The sequence below is a fragment of the Pontibacterium sinense genome, assembly GCF_015209595.1.
In the GTDB taxonomy this organism is placed as follows: Bacteria; Pseudomonadota; Gammaproteobacteria; order Pseudomonadales; family Balneatricaceae; genus Pontibacterium; species Pontibacterium sinense.
Window position 1 is genome coordinate 115,760 of the sequence record NZ_JADEYS010000016.1, and the last position, 17,090, is coordinate 132,849.

At 49.8% G+C, this 17,090-nt stretch carries 15 protein-coding genes; 9 read left to right on the plus strand and 6 right to left on the minus strand.

Annotated features, from left to right (window positions below):
* Positions 1-25: 25 nt before the first annotated feature.
* From IOQ59_RS15320 to IOQ59_RS15340, 5 genes are all read left to right on the plus strand, one after another.
* A complete protein-coding gene (locus IOQ59_RS15320; RefSeq protein WP_193954340.1) occupies positions 26-1,078 on the plus strand; it encodes a Leu/Phe/Val dehydrogenase in 1,053 nt (350 codons plus the stop codon).
* A 104-nt stretch (positions 1,079-1,182) separates the two neighbouring features.
* Positions 1,183-2,607, plus strand: a complete 1,425-nt coding sequence (locus IOQ59_RS15325; protein WP_193954288.1) for a sodium-dependent transporter — start codon at positions 1,183-1,185, stop codon at positions 2,605-2,607.
* A 612-nt stretch (positions 2,608-3,219) separates the two neighbouring features.
* A complete protein-coding gene (locus IOQ59_RS15330) occupies positions 3,220-5,541 on the plus strand; it encodes a tetratricopeptide repeat protein (RefSeq protein WP_193954290.1) in 2,322 nt (773 codons plus the stop codon).
* A 185-nt stretch (positions 5,542-5,726) separates the two neighbouring features.
* Positions 5,727-6,065 carry a zinc ribbon domain-containing protein YjdM gene (locus IOQ59_RS15335; RefSeq protein WP_193954292.1) on the plus strand — a complete coding sequence of 113 codons (339 nt, stop codon included), beginning with the start codon at positions 5,727-5,729 and terminating at the stop codon, positions 6,063-6,065.
* Positions 6,066-6,236: 171 nt separating this feature from the next.
* A complete protein-coding gene (locus tag IOQ59_RS15340) occupies positions 6,237-6,779 on the plus strand; it encodes a protein disulfide oxidoreductase (protein WP_193954294.1) in 543 nt (180 codons plus the stop codon).
* 135 nt (positions 6,780-6,914) lie between these two features.
* Here IOQ59_RS15340 and IOQ59_RS15345 read toward each other — a convergent pair whose 3' ends face one another.
* The 4 genes from IOQ59_RS15345 to IOQ59_RS15360 form a co-directional block, all read right to left on the minus strand.
* On the minus strand, positions 6,915-7,163 hold the full coding sequence (locus IOQ59_RS15345) for a type II toxin-antitoxin system Phd/YefM family antitoxin (RefSeq protein ID WP_193954296.1): 249 nt from the start codon (positions 7,161-7,163) through the stop codon (positions 6,915-6,917).
* A gap of 253 nt (positions 7,164-7,416) precedes the next feature.
* Positions 7,417-8,847 carry a DEAD/DEAH box helicase gene (locus IOQ59_RS15350; protein ID WP_193954298.1) on the minus strand — a complete coding sequence of 477 codons (1,431 nt, stop codon included), beginning with the start codon at positions 8,845-8,847 and terminating at the stop codon, positions 7,417-7,419.
* A gap of 294 nt (positions 8,848-9,141) precedes the next feature.
* Positions 9,142-10,353, minus strand: coding sequence for an iron-containing alcohol dehydrogenase (locus tag IOQ59_RS15355; protein WP_193954300.1), 1,212 nt, complete (start codon positions 10,351-10,353; stop codon positions 9,142-9,144).
* A gap of 266 nt (positions 10,354-10,619) precedes the next feature.
* Positions 10,620-11,993 carry a glutamine synthetase family protein gene (locus IOQ59_RS15360; protein WP_193954302.1) on the minus strand — a complete coding sequence of 458 codons (1,374 nt, stop codon included), beginning with the start codon at positions 11,991-11,993 and terminating at the stop codon, positions 10,620-10,622.
* Between the two features lie 188 nt (positions 11,994-12,181).
* Between IOQ59_RS15360 and IOQ59_RS15365 the strand changes: the two genes are divergently transcribed.
* A complete protein-coding gene (locus tag IOQ59_RS15365; RefSeq protein WP_193954304.1) occupies positions 12,182-12,490 on the plus strand; it encodes a hypothetical protein in 309 nt (102 codons plus the stop codon).
* Between the two features lie 439 nt (positions 12,491-12,929).
* Positions 12,930-13,316: a DUF2750 domain-containing protein gene (locus tag IOQ59_RS15370; protein WP_193954306.1), complete on the plus strand. Its 387-nt coding sequence runs from the start codon at positions 12,930-12,932 to the stop codon at positions 13,314-13,316.
* Between the two features lie 114 nt (positions 13,317-13,430).
* Here IOQ59_RS15370 and IOQ59_RS15375 read toward each other — a convergent pair whose 3' ends face one another.
* Together IOQ59_RS15375 and IOQ59_RS15380 are read right to left on the minus strand one after the other, a co-directional pair.
* Positions 13,431-13,694 (minus strand): hypothetical protein, encoded by a 264-nt coding sequence (locus IOQ59_RS15375; protein ID WP_193954308.1) that lies wholly within the window; start codon positions 13,692-13,694, stop codon positions 13,431-13,433.
* A gap of 309 nt (positions 13,695-14,003) precedes the next feature.
* A complete protein-coding gene (locus tag IOQ59_RS15380; RefSeq protein ID WP_193954310.1) occupies positions 14,004-14,624 on the minus strand; it encodes a LysE family translocator in 621 nt (206 codons plus the stop codon).
* Positions 14,625-14,822: 198 nt separating this feature from the next.
* Between IOQ59_RS15380 and IOQ59_RS15385 the strand changes: the two genes are divergently transcribed.
* Entirely contained in the window at positions 14,823-15,569 is a 747-nt protein-coding gene (locus tag IOQ59_RS15385; protein ID WP_193954329.1) for a carbonic anhydrase, read from the plus strand.
* 362 nt (positions 15,570-15,931) lie between these two features.
* A complete protein-coding gene (apbC, locus tag IOQ59_RS15390) occupies positions 15,932-17,011 on the plus strand; it encodes an iron-sulfur cluster carrier protein ApbC (RefSeq protein ID WP_193954330.1) in 1,080 nt (359 codons plus the stop codon).
* Positions 17,012-17,090: the final 79 nt, after the last annotated feature.

The following is a 17,090-nucleotide window of genomic DNA, read 5'->3' on the forward strand; positions in this document are numbered from 1 at the left end:
GACACACGATAAGGAACAACTGAACATGTCAGTATTTAGTCACCCGGAATTTGATAACCACGAACAGCTCGCGTTCTTCTGTGACGAAGAGACCGGTTTGCAGGCGATTATCGCCGTACACAATACCAACCTGGGTCCGGCGCTGGGTGGCTGCCGGATGTGGGATTACGCCAGCGATGAAGAAGCGCTGCGTGATGTGCTGCGTTTATCCAAAGGCATGACCTACAAGTCCGCACTGGCGAATCTGAAGCTGGGTGGCGGAAAATCGGTGATTCTGGGCGATCCGCGCAAACATAAAACCGAAGATCTGCTGGCCGCGATGGGACGTTTTCTGGAGCGTACCGGCGATCAGTACATTGCCGCAGAGGACTCCGGCACCAGCGTACCGGATCTGCAGGTGATGAACCGTTACACCAACAACGTAGCGGGTGTCACCGAGCGTACCGGTATCGACGACTTGCCATGTAACGGCGATCCGTCTCCGGCCACCGCGTATGGCACCTTTGTGGGCCTGAAAACCGCAGTGAAATACAAGCTGGGCACCGATGATCTGACCGGCCTGAAAGTGGCGATTCAGGGTGTGGGTAACGTGGGTTATCGCTTGGCCAAGCATCTGAAAATGGCGGGTGCTGAACTGTTTGTCACCGATATCCATGATGAGCAGGTACGTCTGGCCGTCACTGAGTTGGACGCAACCGCTGTTTCACAGAGCGACATTCTGTCACTGGATGTGGACGTACTCGCGCCGTGCGCATTGGGTGCGGTACTGAATGACGCCACCATCCCACGTATTAAAGCCAAAGTGATCGCAGGCGCAGCCAACAACATGCTGGCCCATGCCCGTCATGATCAGATGCTGCTGGATCACGGCATCCTCTACGCGCCGGATTACGTGGTCAACGCCGGTGGCATCATCGATATCTATTACGAGCGTATCGGTCATGAGCATAACGCTGTACGCGCGCATATCGAAACCATCGCCGATACCCTGAATGAGATTTTCCAACGTTCAGATAACAGCGGTCGTCCTACCGGTGAGATCGCCAATATCCTGGCCGAAGAACGTTTCATGAAATAACGCTTAATGAATTAACTCTTAAACACTCAGGCTCGTGGCGTCGCTACGGACCGGTTATCGCTCATAAAAACTCTCTGAAGATAAAAATAAAATGGAGAACAACAATGACTGAATTGACTCAGAATCCGTCTGCCGGATCTGCTTCAACTGACTCCACCGCAGGCGCAAAAGCGGATCATCCGATGTGGTCCTCGCGTCTGGCGTTTATCCTTGCGGCCAGTGGCTCCGCCGTGGGCTTGGGTAATATCTGGAAATTCCCCTATATCACCGGTGAAAACGGTGGTGGTGCTTTTGTACTGGTTTACCTGTTGTGTATCGCGCTGATCGGTATTCCGATTATGGCGGCGGAAGTGATGATTGGTCGTCGCGGTGGCCGCAGCCCGATCAATAGCATGCGCCAGCTGGCATCGCGGGATGGATTGTCCAAGCGTTGGGTCTGGATCGGTGGCATGGGTATGCTCGCGTCCTTCCTGATCCTCTCGTTCTACTCCGTGATCGGTGGCTGGGCGCTGTCCTATGTGGGTAACTCCGCTGGCGGCCTGTTCGCGGGTGCGAGTGCAGACAGTATCGGAGCGATTTTTGGCAACCTGCTGGCTGACCCGTACACACTGCTGCTATGGCACTCCGTGTTTATGGTGCTGGTGATTATGATCGTGGCGCGCGGCGTCAGCTCCGGTATGGAGAAAGCGATCAACATCCTGATGCCGATCATGTTTGGTCTGCTGCTGGTGATGGTGGGTTACGCCATGAGCACCGACAGCTTTGGTGACGGCTTCAAGTTCCTGTTCAGCCCGGACTTCTCTAAACTCACCACTGAAGGTGTGCTGACCGCACTGGGTCACGCGTTCTTCACCCTGAGCTTGGGTATGGGTGTGATGATGGCCTACGGCTCTTACCTGCCGAAAAATGTCTCCATCGTTAAAACCGCGGTGACCGTATCCATGGTGGATACCGCTGTGGCCCTGATGGCCGGTCTCGCAATCTTCCCGCTGGTGTTTGCCAACGGTATGGAAGCGGGCGCAGGTCCGGGTTTGATCTTCCAGACCCTGCCAATCGCCTTCGGCCAGATGCCGGGTGGTGTATTCTTCGGCACCTTGTTCTTTATCCTGCTGGTAGTTGCGGCTGTAACCTCGGCGATCTCCCTGCTGGAGCCGGTCGTAGAGTGGTTTGAAGAGCAGAAGGGTATCAGCCGTCTGAAAGGCGCACTGATCGGTGGTATCAGCATCTGGTTGCTGGGTATCACCACCATCCTGTCTCTGAACGTATGGTCCGATGTTCACCCGCTGGCGATGTTCGAACGCTTCGAAGGCAAGACCATCTTTGACCTGCTGGACTACGTCACCGCGAACCTGATGATGCCACTGGGTGGTTTGTTTATCGCACTGTTCGTCGGCTGGTTTATGTCCAAACAGGCGGCAGAAAACGAACTGTCGATTGGTAACGGCGTCGCCTTCAACCTGTTTATGTTTGTCCTGCGCTTTATCACCCCAGCCGCTGTACTGGTGGTGTTTGTGTATAACCTGATGTAAGCGACCTCATTATTCCTCCCCCCCACAAAGCCTGTCTCAGTATTGAGATGGGCTTTTTCTTTTAAACCAAGTTCAGCACTCCATCATCCTCATTCCTATATCTCCACGCCTTCTGTTGATCTAATCCCCGAAACAGGTCTCGTCTTTCTGCGACAGCCGTGGTAAAAAGTCAATTAAGTCAAATGGATAGACGCTAGGTAGGACAGTCAATGCCTCCCTATTATCAATACGAAGCGAGAACGCTCGGTGTGTCAGGGATGATATAGGTAGTTTCCATTCTATTTCCTTCCTGAATATCTGGTTGCAAGGTTTTATCTGCAGTTTTGGCAGTGCTAAAAGTGAGATGTTTTCTTTGTAGGATTTGAAGTTTCTTTTTCTGAGTTAGATTGGTATCAGAAACTGACGGTCCTCGTTGGTTGTCTTTCAGCAGGTATTGTTCTGCCTCTGTACCTCAGCGGTTTCGTACTTGGTGTAATTAGCCGGCTTTTTTTTGGTGCTCGTTATGTGACTTTGTTCGTTACTGCGGCATCGTTGTTATAACAAGGAAAGGCAGTTGGGCGGAGGAAACGTCCCTGCTTTGGATTATAGTTGTAATCGACTAGGGATATATGAATGGCTTTCAATCTAACACGAATGACAATTTATGCATTAATTGCTGCTATTGAAGAGGATTTGAGATCCCTAATTAAGACTCATGTTTCAGATCTAGATAAGCTTGACTCTGTCCTTTTAGACAGGGCTAAAAGCCGTATTGAAAAAGATATAGGTGTTCTCTTTGGTGATCTTGAATTTAAAGAGCTTATTGATTATTTTGATCTTGGTGATACCTTTCAAACAATTAACTCTAACAAAGATTCCTTTCCGGAACATGTTTTTAAATCTATCAGGTCAGTAACTAAAGACTTAGAGAAGGTCGTTTCCATCAGAAATAGGGTGATGCACATACGCCCTTTGAATTTTGATGATCTACCAATTGTAAGTGAGTTCTGTACAAAGCTTGTTGATTTGGATGGCTCAATTCAGTGGGATAATATATGTGCCACTATAGAACGCCTTGATAGAGATCCTAGCTTTGTACTTTCGATGGATATAGTTAGTTATGATGATGACGAGTCTATCAATCACAATCTTCCAATACCGGATTTTGATGAGACAGGTTTGATTGGACGTGACAAAGAAATAGAGCAAGTAAGACAGCTTTGCCTAGGCGGTTTTCCTGTGATATCGATTGTAGGTGAGGGTGGAGTTGGTAAGTCTGCTCTAGCCTTAAAAGTTGCCTATGAGCTAATTGATAAAAACTCACCTTTTGATGCTGTAGTATGGGTGACCTCAAAAACTACGCAAATCACCCTAAATGAGATAAAGGAGATAAAGGGGGCTATAAATACTTCACTTGGGGTTATTCAAGAAATAGGTGGGCAAGTAATAGGGGATGAATTTGGTGGGACTAATCTTGATGAGGTTATTGAATATTTAGCTGCATTTAAGATTGCTCTGTTCATCGATAATTTGGAAACAATTCTTGACGATAATATAAAACAGTTTGTAGGCGCACTTCCTCAGGGTAGTAAGATAATTATTACATCGAGAATAGGTTTGGGAGCTTATGAATACCCGATAAAGCTGCAAGGTATCGAAGAATCTTATGCATCGCAACTGTTAAGGTCAGTAGCAAAAATAAGAGGGGTTGAGGCTCTATCAAAACTCCCGGAAAATATTCTTCGTGGCTATGTAAACAGGATGCATAGAAATCCGAGTTACATAAAATGGTTTGTTAGCTCCGTTCAAACAGGATTGAGCCCTGAGGCAGTGCTTCAAAATGCTGATGTGTTTTTAGATTTTTGTATGTCAAATGTTTATGAGTATCTCTCTAAAGATGCTCAGAAATTAACAAAATCACTTCAGTGTGCTCCAGGGTTAAAAGATATCCCGGAGTTGACTTATCTAAATGATTTTGAAGCGTTGCAGGCTCAAAAGGCAATTCAGGAACTCATGGCCACCAATATGCTTTCACAGTCATCAGCCACTAAAGGGGCCAGTGTAAAAACGACATATCAACTTTCTGAACTTGCCCGAGCATATCTTGGAAAACACCATAAGCCATCTCAAACTTTTCAGAAGGCTATAAGAGACAAGAGAAATCAACTAAACTCTTTGTTTGAAGAGCAAATGAACCGAAAATCAGGGAATAAATATTTACCACGTAATATAAAGTTTAGAGATAAATCTGATCGTGTGATTGTAAGACGGTTGCATGAGGCGCAAACTCGTATTGCCAACTCTGAACATGATCAGGCATTCGAAATTTTGCAGGAAGCACAGCGTTTAGCACCAGATTACTTTGAAGTGGCTCGATTTATGGCATACTTTTACCAAAAAAGCGGTAATTTGTCAGACGCTAGAGAGCAGTATGAACTGGCTATCGTTCTTTCACCAAATACACCTCAATTGCATTATTGGTTTGGTAAATTTTTACTGCATTCCGAAGAAAATGTAGATGATGCGGTTACTCAATTTGAAAAAGCAAAGAGTATCGATGAAAAGTCAGTTGAAGTGTCCCTTGCATTGGCTCGAGGGTACTTGTTTCAGCATAAATTTGATGACACGCAAAGAATTTTAAGCGCTTTGTCCCCGGAAATTGAAAAAACTGATGAACATCTTCTAAAAATGTACTTCGATACTGAGATTCAGGTTAAATATCGGGCTGCAGATGATCTTTCAAAATCAGGTGAAGCTGAAAATGCACTTGTTGCTTTTGAAGAGATGAAAGATAAATTTGAAGCTTTAGAAGATAAATATAAGGATAAACATATACGTAAAAAATTGAAAAAATGTGCTTATACATTGAGCAAAATATCACGAGGTGTGACTCCGGGTAAAAAGGCAAGAGTTGCTGAGCTAGAAAGTTGGCTTGAAATTGAAAGTATGAGTTAGGGCTGAAAGGGGACAGATTTATTTTTAATCCTGTCTCCTTTACTAATCTGAAGGGCCTTGTCGTACCACTTCGCATATCAGGCCCTTTTAGCGCTCTATTACCGAAAAATCTCTTAACTGCACTCGCCAATCTAGAGCAGACCCTTTACCATGCACGTCAAACCAGTTTAGAGAAGTTATACAGTATGTCCCTTCCTCCTTGCCCGAAATGCAATTCTGAGTTCGTTTACCAAGATCAGGAGATGCTGATCTGTCCTGAATGTGCACACGAATGGAACCCGTCTGAAGTTGCTGAAGAAGATCAGCCGGTGACAGCTAAAGATGCCAACGGAACGTTGTTGGCTGATGGCGATAAGGTCACGTTGATCAAAGACCTGAAAGTCAAAGGCAGTTCTCAGGTGCTTAAGATCGGTACTAAAGCGCTGGTAAGACGCATCGTGGAAGGAAAGGATCACGAGCTTGACTGCCGAGTAGATGGCGCAGGCGAAATGATGGTGACCGCGAAGTTTGTGAAGAAAGCCTGATCACGCTTATGAAAGGGGACAGATTTATTTGCGAACCTGTAAATAAGTCAGTCCCTTTTGTCTTTTATTTACGAGTCTGATCCCTAAGCCCCGACTGAACTAAGTCGTTTATTGTAAGTCCCTTCTACAGACATTCGATTGCTTCCGCTGATATCTGCTGTAGGTCCAACTATGAAAGGCTTCCTTGCCAAGCGCCTCACCAATCCCAAATGGTGGTTGTCCCAGCTTAAGACGCTGCTTTTGATCACTGTAGTGGTCACCGCTATCAGCCTCTACCAACAGCGTAATATGGTCTCGGGGTCAGCACCTGAGCAGATTACCTATACCGTGACTGGCGAGCGATATGATCTGTCCGAACAATATAAACAGGGACCGATGCTGGTTTATTTCTGGGGCAGTTGGTGTGGGATCTGTAGCCTGACCTCGCCCGCGGTGAGCGATATTGCCGAATCTGTCGCGGGAACGGGTAGCAGTGTACTCACGGTGGCGCTGTCTTCAGGGGATGACCGAGATGTGCAGGCCTATCTGGATAAACATAACTATGGTTTCACGACACTGAACGATCCCTCTGGTGAGATCAGCCGCCGTTGGGGCGTGGCGATTACGCCGAGTATTTTCTATCTCAATCCAAAAGGGGAGATCGTACTGGTCAGTTCAGGGTTGAGTAGCGAGTGGGGGATGCGCATTAAACTCTGGCTGGCAGGTTTTCTCTAACGGGGATGCCTGAGCTTAAAGGGGACAGGTTTATTTCTCTAGAGATGGTCAGAACCAAAGCGTTTGGCTGAGGTTACAGTTGAATAGTTGCTGCAATGCAGATCCCGACGTTTGCCACTCTTTTTGAATTCGAGATTATAAGTTATCAATTGTTACCGAATCGGTTTCTTCTGTTTCACGATCTTTCGCAATAGATAGAAGCTCAAGGTCTTCGAGCTTATCCATCATCATTTCGTAGGCATCAACAGGCACGCAATAGAATGCCGGTTCATTGCGGTTGAGTATAGCCACTGGTTCACCATACGCACTGTTCGCAACCTTCACTGGGTTTGCTTTTAGTTCAGTGATGCTTGCCGTGACATCAGCCAAGATTCGAGTAGCCATCAAAACGATCCTTTTAAGTGATCTTTATAACAGTCACTTTAGAGGCGGGGAATTAACCGCACAAGTTACTTAAGCGGAATTTATGTTGCGTGGAGGTTGTGAGTGACGTGTATTGATGGGGTTTAGCGATAATAGTGGAAGAGTCAGTGATAACAGCCTGTCGTGTTGCCGCTCACTGGAAAGACCCTCAGTTTAACCGCAGGGCCTTTCGCATATCCAACGGATCTTATCCGCCGGTGACTTCTTGCTGTTCTTAACGTGGTGCGTTGCTGTTCGCAGGTTTTGTACCCGCTGAACGGCGGCGAGGTCTGCGTTTAGGTGCGTCTGAGTTACCCGCCGGTTTTGCTTGCTGACCGCCACGGTTGTTTGGCTTCTGGCCGTCACCGGAGGTTGCTGGTTTCTTCACATGCTTTTTGTTCTTGCCCGTTGGCTTATGTCCGCGTGCGGCTTCACCGGAGCGCTGTCCGTCACTGTGTTCTACACGTGGGGTGCGCGGTTTCTTCGGACGGTGTGTTTTCTTACGTGAATTCAGGCGTGACTCGGGCAGTACATGCACCGGATCATAGCCGGGGATGATTTCGCGGGTCAGCACATGGCCGATCAGCTTTTCAATATCATTCAGCTGTTTCTCTTCGTCGGCACTGACCAGCGAGATCGCTTGTCCCGTTGCGCCTGCACGGCCGGTACGTCCGATACGGTGTACGTAATCAGCGGGTACGTTGGGCAGATCAAAGTTCACCACTTGTGGCAGTTGATCGATATCCAGTCCGCGTGCGGCAATATCGGTAGCAACCAGTACCTGCAATTTACCGTTTTTGAACTCGGATAATGCGCGGGTACGTGCGCCCTGGCTTTTGTTGCCGTGGATCGCAGATGAGCTGATGCCTTGTCCGTCCAGATGACGGCTCAGGCGGTTTGCACCTTGTTTGGTGCGAGTAAACACCAGTACCTGACGCCATTGGTGTTGTTTGATTAACTGAGTCAGCAGGGCTGATTTCTTCTTCTTATCAACCGGGCTGATCCATTGTTTTACAGTGTTGGCTGTGGCATTGCGTGGGCTGACAGAGATCTCAACCGGATCATGCACTAAACCTTTTGCCAGCGAGCGGATCTCATCAGAGAAGGTCGCGGAGAACAGCAGGTTCTGTCGGTTCTTCGGCAATACCGCCAGAATCTTGCGGATGTCGTGGATGAAACCCATATCGAGCATACGGTCGGCTTCATCGAGGATCAGGACTTCCAGCTGGTTGAACTTCACCGCTTTCTGGTTGTAGAGATCCAGTAAACGTCCCGGTGTAGCCACCAGTACGTCCGCGCCACGGCGCAGGGCCTGCATTTGAGGATTGATCTTAACGCCGCCGTACACCACGGTGGAGTTTAATGGCAGATGCTTGCTATAGGTCTTAACGCTGTCACTGACCTGTGCGGCCAGTTCGCGGGTGGGCGTTAATACCAGTGCGCGTGCCTGATTGGGAGTTGCGCGTTTGCCACCGGATAAACGCTCCAGCAGCGGGAGGGTGAAACCTGCGGTTTTGCCGGTGCCGGTTTGCGCGGCGGCCATCACATCTCGACCTTCTAACACGGCAGGTATCGCCTGTGCCTGTATCGGTGATGGTGTGTCGTATCCCTGATCTGCAACGGCATCAAGAATAGCGGGGGAAAGGCCGAGGTCGGCAAATTTCATAGATTTTTCTCAAATGTAGGAAGGATTCAGCGCATACCCAAACCGGCGATCTGAACCCTGAAATATAGTGTGTGGATATCGGACTTACGTGAAGAATGGAGTCCGGTGCTGCATTGTGCACTATTTATAAGGTTTCTGCTCCAACTGCATAAACACAATTGCCTTTACGCGTTCAAATATAGTCAAAGTGGGCGCTTTGATGGGGGCATATGCTGCGTTTTACCCATTCGAATGGATAACGACAGGGGATGGAGTGTTGGTTTGTGTATGTCTTTAGCAAATCACGGTGCCTTTCTAATTCTGTCCTGTCACCTTTCCCCGCACCGCATCCAGAAAAATACCTGAGTACTGATCCGCTGATAGTAGAATTGGATTTCCGCCAGCGGCGGCATCTTGCACGGCCATTTCTCCTACCCGTTTAGCTTGACGTTCATCGATGCCGATTTTGGATAAGCTATGCGGAATAGCTAACTGTGCACGTAGCCCCAGCACCCAATCCATAAAGCCGTTAAAACTCTGGTCAGGCAGATCCAGATAACGGCTGAGGCGCTGGATGCGTGCTTCAATCACAGACTGGTTCGAGTTCAGTACATAAGGCATGAGGATGGCATTCAGCAGTCCGTGATGTGCATCGTAGAGTGCGCCCAACGTGTGGGCGAGGGCGTGCATGCCACCGAGCCCCTTTTGAAAGGCGGTAGCGCCCATGGTGGAGGCGACGAGCATCTGGCTGCGCGCGTCGAGATCCTGCCCATTGGCAAAGGCGCGGGGTAGGTGTTCTTTGATCAGTCGGATACCTTCAAGGGCGATACCATCCGCCATTGGGTGGTAGCTGGGGGCACAGAACGCTTCCAAGTTGTGCGACAGTGCGTCCATGCCGGTGGCTGCGGTGATATGAGGGGGCAGGCCAGTGGTCAGTTCCGCGTCGAGAATGACGATGGAGGGCAGCATCTGCGGATGGAAGATAATACGTTTCAGCTGCTGTTGCTCATCGGTGATCACCGAGGCACGACCCACTTCTGAGCCGGTGCCTGCGGTGGTGGGTACAGCAATAATTGGGGCAATCGCGGATGCATCCACGCGGGTCCAGTTATCACCTATATCTTCAAAGTCCCAAAGGTCTGCACTCTGGCCGACCATCAGGGCAATGGCTTTGCCGATATCCAGCGATGAGCCGCCGCCGAACGCGATCACTCCATCATGCTTTCCGGCTTTGTAAGCGGTCACTCCGTCTGCAACATTCTGTCCGGTTGGGTTGCTCTTAAGGTTGCTGAATAGGCCGCAGTTTAAACTAACATTCTGGCACTGTTTGATAGCGTCTTTGATCATCGGCAATGGGGCTAAACCCGGATCAGTCACAAGCAAGGGGGCTTTGATGTTCAGGTTCTGGCAGGCATCGGTCAGTTCTTTGATTCGTCCAGCACCGGCGCGGATGCTGTTGGGGTAGTTCCAGTCGCCGATCAGCGAATCACTCAAGTTGGTGCTTACTTTGGCGGAGGGGGTGGTCATAAGGCACCTCGATTCAAGAGAGATAGAGTGTGCGAAGGGACAGTGGAAGTATTCGATTCCCATCATATGTAGGGTCGGATTTATCCGACCGGCAGCTTAAAAGCTGCCCTACATTGTCATCAGCCCGGTAACATTTAACTCGGATCTAATCGCAGCGGTTTCCGGCCACGACAAGACGTGAGGCACGTACCAAAATCTGGTTGCCCTCAGGCACCCTGAAGGGCATAAAAGAGGGCTGTTACAGCTAGGTTTTTAAATATAAGAATTCAGATAATTTCAAAATAGCGCGCCATCTCCCAATCCGAGACATGCTTTCGATACTCCCGTTCTTCCCATTCGCGTGACGCGGCGAAGTGCTCCACAAAGGCATCGCCAAAGAGCTCTCGGGCGGCGTTGGAGGTTTTCAGGCGCTGGGCTGCATCCCATAAAGTGGAGGGGAGCTTCAGATGATCGGGATGCTGTTGTTCATAGGCGTTGCCGATGACCTGCGCTTCCGGTTGCCAGTTCTGCATGATGCCGTATAAACCCGATGCCAGTGCTGCCGCCAGTGTCAGATAGGGATTGCCATCGGCGGAACCCAGCCGGTATTCGATACGTTGGGATTTGGCATTGCCGGGAATCACCCGCAGGGCAGTGGTGCGATTATCGATACCCCAGGTCGCATCGGTCGGTGCCCAGAAACCGGGGACCAATCGACTGTAGCTGTTCACCGTTGGGGCGATCAGGCTTAAAAACTCAGGCATTAAGCGTTGTTGGCCTGCGAGAAACTGACGCTGAATAAGACTCATACCGTACGGCTGATCGGGATCGTAAAACGCTCTGTTGGCGCTATTTCGGTGGGTGAGGGAGATATGAATATGGCCGCTTTGTCCCGGATAAGCGTTCGAACACTTCGCCATAAAGGTAGCCATCAAGCCGTTGCGCTCGGCGAGTACTTTCATAAAGGTTTTGAACAGCGCGGCTTTATCCGCCGCGTTGGAGACACAGTCGACGGCGATGGCCGCTTCAAGTACGCCGGGGCCGGTTTCGGTGTGGATGCCTTCGATGGGGAAATCCATCTTTTCAGCCATATCCAAAATCTGTTGATACAGATCGGAATGTACAGAGTTGCGTAGGACTGAGTAACCAAACCAGTCGGGAGACAGCGGTACTAAATTTTTAAAGCCTTTTTCGCGTGCGCTGTGTGGAGTCTCCTGAAAGACAAAGAACTCGTACTCCAAAGCAGCGAATACATCAAAGCCCATCTCATGGGCACGCTGTATGACCTGTTTAAGTACGTTGCGCGGACAGATCTCTGCGGCTTGGTCGGCAAACTCCGCGATAAACAGCAGCATGTCGTTTTCAAAGGGTAGATCGCGGCAGCTTTCGGGAACAATGCGCACGGGTGCATCGGGGTAACCGGTATGCCAGCCGGTGTAACTGACGTTGTCATACAGCTGATCTTTTGAATCCCAGCCGAGCACCACATCACAGAAGCCAAAGCCGTGATCGAGTGAGGAGAAGAACTTATCCTTGCTCATATATTTGCCACGCATCACGCCATCAATATCAAACAGGCCGACCTTGATATGTGTAAGGCCGCGCTCTTCGACAATCTGCTTCGCCTGTTCGATCGTTTTAACGTCCCTTGGCTTCATCATATTCCCGCGCCTTTTCCGATTGCCTCTCGTGCGATGATGCGACCTGAGGTTGGTCAAGTTGACGCAACGAGGTTTCCCGTATGATCACGATATGTAAGTCAATATAGCTGGCTCTAAGGTGTTTGGTGTTGGCGGTGCCGTCATCGGGTCGCGAGTGATCAGGTGGTGTATGTGAGGCAGGAGCAACGATGAATGACTGGTTTGTAAAGAATCTGGGTGATGCGATGCTGGCCTTTGAGGCACAAGCTGAGCTGGAAAGTGTGCTTGTCTCAGCACGGGCAGAAGCTGGAAACCCTGAGAATATGGCCGCTTTTATTCGGCATGAATCTGATGGGGGACTTCATTGCGAAGTGAAGGTGTATCTCTCGCCTGCGTGTGATTCTGTGGCCGATACGTGTAACGCGACACCTTGTGCAAAACCTTCGCCCGAAGGGTTGGGAATGTTATTGGGGTCTGACGAAGCATGGCAGAGCTTGTTTCCAGAGTTCAGTGGTTAGAGTTTGATGTATTACTTCCAACTGTATGTAGGGTCGGATTTATCCGACCGGCAGTTTGAAAAACTGCCCTACACCGGTTTCCTGAATCTCTCCTCGCCGTTCCTGATGAGTGTGGATCTAGCATTAAACGTATGGTTAGGGTCTAGCGTTGTATGTAGGGTTGGATTTATCCGACCGGCAGCTTAGAAAGCTGCCCTACACCGGTTTCCTGAATCTCTCCTGGGCGCCGTTCCTGATGAGTGTGGATCTAGCATTAAACGTATGGTTAGGGTCTAGCGTTGTATGTAGGGTCGGATTTATCCGACCGGCAGCTTAAAAAGCTGCCCTACATTGGCTTCCTAGACCTTTGCCGAGGTTCAGTCCCTGATGAGTAAATTATTCAAGCGCCCGTCACCCATTTGCTTTATCCTAGCCGTTTTACCCAAGACCGAAGCGCTATATGACCACTCCTGATATCGACACCATCCAGAAATACAACTCCGAACAGCTTTACAGCCACTTTGTGAGCGAAGCTGCCACCCATAAGCAGATCTGGATTCTGACCGATGAATACGGCAGCGTGATGCTGAACACGGACGATGAAGACTGTGTACCCGTGTGGCCGTCACAGGAACAGGCAGAAGCGTGGGCGACCGGTGAATGGTCAGATTGTAAAGCGGAAGCGATCCCGCTGGATAAGTGGCACAGTCGCTGGACTGCCGGTATGGAAGAAGACGGTTTTGCCGCAGTCGTTTGCCCGATTGAATCTCAGGATGGTCTGGTAGTGTATCCGGAAGAGCTGGATAAGGCGTTGAAGAAAAAGTCCCAAAAACTCGCCAATAAATAATCTCAGCGAATCAGTTATGTAAGGTGCAATACTATTGCGTATTGCACCTGTCTTATCGTCGTCGCAATGCGTTACGCGTTGTTAACGCACCCTACGCTCTATACCTGTCGCGATTTACTTCTCTTTCGACTTATCCACCGGATAGCAAGATACGCCGGTTGAGTTCGTTTCACCCGCCACAAATACACAGCGAATGTTAGCGTTGTCTTTAGGTGTCCACTCGTACACTCGCACGTTGTAGCCATAGGTTTCCAGCTTATAGGCGTTGGTGGGTTTTACAGAGTCCCAGGTGCCGGTGGCGATCTGGTCAAACAGGCCTGCTTGGGTGGTGAATGACAGGACGCTGAGCAGCGCACCACAGATCAGTTGCTTCTTCATGTGTCTTTCCTTAATGCGTTGGAATTCTGGTTACTACTTTACCGGCTTCTAGTGCCGCCGGAAAATGTAATCTGTTAAGGCGCAGATGTCAGGGTAAGAGAGGACCGCTACATGTACGTTGGGACATGTTCCTCGTTCCCATGCTCCTGCGTGGGAATGCAGACAGTCGCTGGGTCTGAGCAGTAATAAAAAATCGTCGTTTAGCTGAAGCCTCTTTATGGATTCCCACGGAGACCATGGGAACCAGAAAAAAGCGCGGGCCTTATTTAGCAGGGGAGGGTTACGTCAGGTGGATTTGGATATGTGTGGTTATCCAAGCGCCAACCAGATCCCAACGCCAATCATCAGAGAGCCAGCAATGCGGTTCATCAGCTTAACGTTGCCACGATCCATCAGCAGATGCCGCAAGGCTTTACCGCCGCTGGCGTAGATGATCAGACATATAAACTCCAGTAATAGAATCAGCGCAACCAATACACTCAATTGGGGTGCCAGTGGTTGGCTCTGATCTAGAAACGGGGGGAGTAGGGTGACAAAAAATGCCCAGCCTTTTGGGTTGGCGATGGCGGTGATAAAGCCGTTAAGTGCGAGCTGAAGGTTGCCTTGTACTGCCACTTCGCTGCCCGGTTCAGGCATCACCAGCTTGCCCTTGGATTGCCACATCTGAATACCTAACCAACCCAGATAAGCACCACCGCCTAACTTGAGAAACAGAAAGGCTTCAGGGAATTGCAGCATCAATGCGGCGACACCCAATGCTGCCGCTGAGGCGACCAGCCCGACACCAATCAGCTCACCCCACATCATATGCAAGCTACGCCGTACGCCCACTGACATACCCAGGCTAAGGGCCAGCGTCATACACATCCCCGGAGTGATGGAGACGAAGAAGAAGGTGGGGATAAATAGGGACAATAACGCCAATGACATCCGTGCCTCGGATCTAAAAAGTTTAACAAAACGGGAGTCTACTCTGGGTCTGAAGAATAAAAAAGCGAGTGGGGCGGAGCAGGTCGTTATCAGGCCTAAAATCCTACGCTATCTTCATCCTTAAGCTAATAGGCCGGTGCCGGGTAGATCGCTACAATCCGCGTAAATTATTCACTGTGAATGACAAAAAGGGATGTTATGAAAAACGTACTTCTGGGTGCATGTGCTTTATCTGTTGTGTTGGCGGTACTGACGCCAAGCGAGTCTGAAGACAAAGTTCACTGGACCTATTCCGGCCAGGGTGGGCCTGATCAGTGGGGTGTACTGGATAAATCCTTCGGTGCCTGCGGCGATGGTAAAAGCCAGTCGCCAATCAATATCACCCGTGTGGTGGACGGCGAACTGCCTGCATTGGGTATGACTTATACGGCGGGTGGTAACGAGGTGCTGAACAACGGTCATACCATTCAGGTTAATTATGCGGCGGGTAATGTGCTGTCGGTGGGTGAGCGTTCTTTTGAACTAAAGCAGTTCCACTTCCATGCGCCGAGTGAAAATATGATTCAAGGTCGTTCTTTCCCGATGGAAGCGCACTTTGTCCACGCTGATAAAGATGGCAATCTGGCGGTTGTTGCGGTGATGTTTAAGCAGGGTGAGGAAAACGCCGAGCTGGAGAAAGCCTGGGCACAGATGCCAGCTGATGCGAATCATAAAGAAGCACTGACGGCTTCCGTGGATGCGAATCTGCTGTTGCCTGAAAACCGTGATTACTACCGCTTTAGTGGTTCGTTAACCACGCCACCGTGTTCAGAAGGTGTGAACTGGTTTGTGATGAAAGACTCGGTGACCGCGTCACAGGCGCAGATCGATAAGTTCACACACGTGATGGGGCATCCAAATAACCGTCCGGTGCAGCCGATCCACGCACGTATCGTTGTTCAATAATACGTATTCTGTATTTTTTGGCGGGTGTCATTGAAGGTGGCACCTGCACTCGCCTTGAGTCCGCACCGTTAAGCCTCTTCTCTAGCTCCTTTTGTCTAACTATAAGCAGTCTTCTTATACTCAATTTTCAGCTGTGCTTTCTGTAGTGAACTCAATCCCTTAATGGTGCCAAAGCTCGGGATGTCTCAGTGATTTCCTCAGGGCAAATGGGGCCAGAATTAACTTCCCTTTGGGACCGAATGCATAAAGGGCTGGACGCATTGGCGATCTGGGTAGATAATTCCTACCAAATTAGTTGGTTATTGTTTGAGATGAGTATGTTTTCCAATCTCTTTGGTAAGAAACGGTCAACGGAGCAGCCCATGACAGCGCCAGAACAGGCACAGGTAGAAGCAGCCTTACAACAGATTCAGGATCCTTATTTGAAGCAGGATCTGGTTGCTGCCGATATTGTGAAAGCGGTCAGTGTGGACGGTGACAAGCGTCAGATCTCACTGGAGTTTCCGTATCCGTGTGCCGGTATTCAGGCAGATCTGACCGCGCAGATTCAGGCGGCGTTGGGTGGTGATGTTGAGATCGAGTTCAGCACTAACGTCCAGCCACATGCGGGTCAGAACCAGTTGCCCAACATGGCGAGTGTAAAGAACATCGTTGCGGTAGCGTCGGGTAAAGGTGGTGTGGGTAAATCCACCACTACGGTAAATCTGGCACTGGCGATGGCTGCTGAAGGCGCTAAAGTTGGCATCATGGATGCGGACATCTATGGCCCGAGTCAGGGGCTGATGCTGGGTGTTGAAGGCCAGCGTCCACAGCCGGTGGGCGACAAACATATGAAACCGGTGGTGTCCCACGGTATTCAGTCCATGTCGATGAGTTACCTGATCGACGAAAACACCCCAATGGTATGGCGTGGTCCTATGGTGGCGGGTGCCTTGCAGCAGCTGATGACCCAGACACTTTGGGACGATCTGGATTACCTGTTTGTGGATATGCCACCAGGTACCGGAGATGTGCAGTTGACCTTATCCCAGAAAGTGCCGGTGGCAGGTGCTGTGGTTGTGACAACGCCACAGGACATTGCGCTGCTGGATGCGAAGAAGGGCGTCGAGATGTTCCGCAAAGTGGACATTCCGGTGCTGGGTGTGGTGGAAAACATGAGCACCCATATCTGTAGCAACTGTGGTCACACCGAGCATATCTTTGGTGAAGGCGGTGGTGAGCGTATCTCCGAGCAGTACGACACGGAACTGCTGGGTAACCTGCCGCTATCATTGTCGATCCGTAAACAGGTTGATGCGGGTAACCCAACGGTGTTGTCTGATCCGGATAGTGCCGAAGCGCAGATCTACCGTGATATTGCGCGTAAAGTTGCAGCGATTCTGGCAATACGCGGTAAAGCCGCACCCGCTGCGTTCCCGAATATCTCCATCGAAGAAGACTGATTCGTAGATACCATCTCTCCATATGTGCCTCAAGTGATTGATTAGGTCATTTGAGGTACATATTCAGTTTGCTGTTTCA

Excerpts from the sequence above, each read along its gene's own strand:
- IOQ59_RS15320 (WP_193954340.1), top strand. The coding sequence starts at position 26 with ATGTCAGTATTTAGTCACCCGGAATTTGATAACCACGAACAGCTCGCG.
- IOQ59_RS15325 (WP_193954288.1), top strand. The coding sequence starts at position 1,183 with ATGACTGAATTGACTCAGAATCCGTCTGCCGGATCTGCTTCAACTGAC.
- IOQ59_RS15330 (WP_193954290.1), top strand. The coding sequence starts at position 3,220 with ATGGCTTTCAATCTAACACGAATGACAATTTATGCATTAATTGCTGCT.
- IOQ59_RS15335 (WP_193954292.1), top strand. The coding sequence starts at position 5,727 with ATGTCCCTTCCTCCTTGCCCGAAATGCAATTCTGAGTTCGTTTACCAA.
- IOQ59_RS15340 (WP_193954294.1), top strand. The coding sequence starts at position 6,237 with ATGAAAGGCTTCCTTGCCAAGCGCCTCACCAATCCCAAATGGTGGTTG.
- IOQ59_RS15345 (WP_193954296.1), bottom strand. The coding sequence starts at position 7,163 with ATGGCTACTCGAATCTTGGCTGATGTCACGGCAAGCATCACTGAACTA.
- IOQ59_RS15350 (WP_193954298.1), bottom strand. The coding sequence starts at position 8,847 with ATGAAATTTGCCGACCTCGGCCTTTCCCCCGCTATTCTTGATGCCGTT.
- IOQ59_RS15355 (WP_193954300.1), bottom strand. The coding sequence starts at position 10,353 with ATGACCACCCCCTCCGCCAAAGTAAGCACCAACTTGAGTGATTCGCTG.
- IOQ59_RS15360 (WP_193954302.1), bottom strand. The coding sequence starts at position 11,993 with ATGATGAAGCCAAGGGACGTTAAAACGATCGAACAGGCGAAGCAGATT.
- IOQ59_RS15365 (WP_193954304.1), top strand. The coding sequence starts at position 12,182 with ATGAATGACTGGTTTGTAAAGAATCTGGGTGATGCGATGCTGGCCTTT.
- IOQ59_RS15370 (WP_193954306.1), top strand. The coding sequence starts at position 12,930 with ATGACCACTCCTGATATCGACACCATCCAGAAATACAACTCCGAACAG.
- IOQ59_RS15375 (WP_193954308.1), bottom strand. The coding sequence starts at position 13,694 with ATGAAGAAGCAACTGATCTGTGGTGCGCTGCTCAGCGTCCTGTCATTC.
- IOQ59_RS15380 (WP_193954310.1), bottom strand. The coding sequence starts at position 14,624 with ATGTCATTGGCGTTATTGTCCCTATTTATCCCCACCTTCTTCTTCGTC.
- IOQ59_RS15385 (WP_193954329.1), top strand. The coding sequence starts at position 14,823 with ATGAAAAACGTACTTCTGGGTGCATGTGCTTTATCTGTTGTGTTGGCG.
- apbC (WP_193954330.1), top strand. The coding sequence starts at position 15,932 with ATGACAGCGCCAGAACAGGCACAGGTAGAAGCAGCCTTACAACAGATT.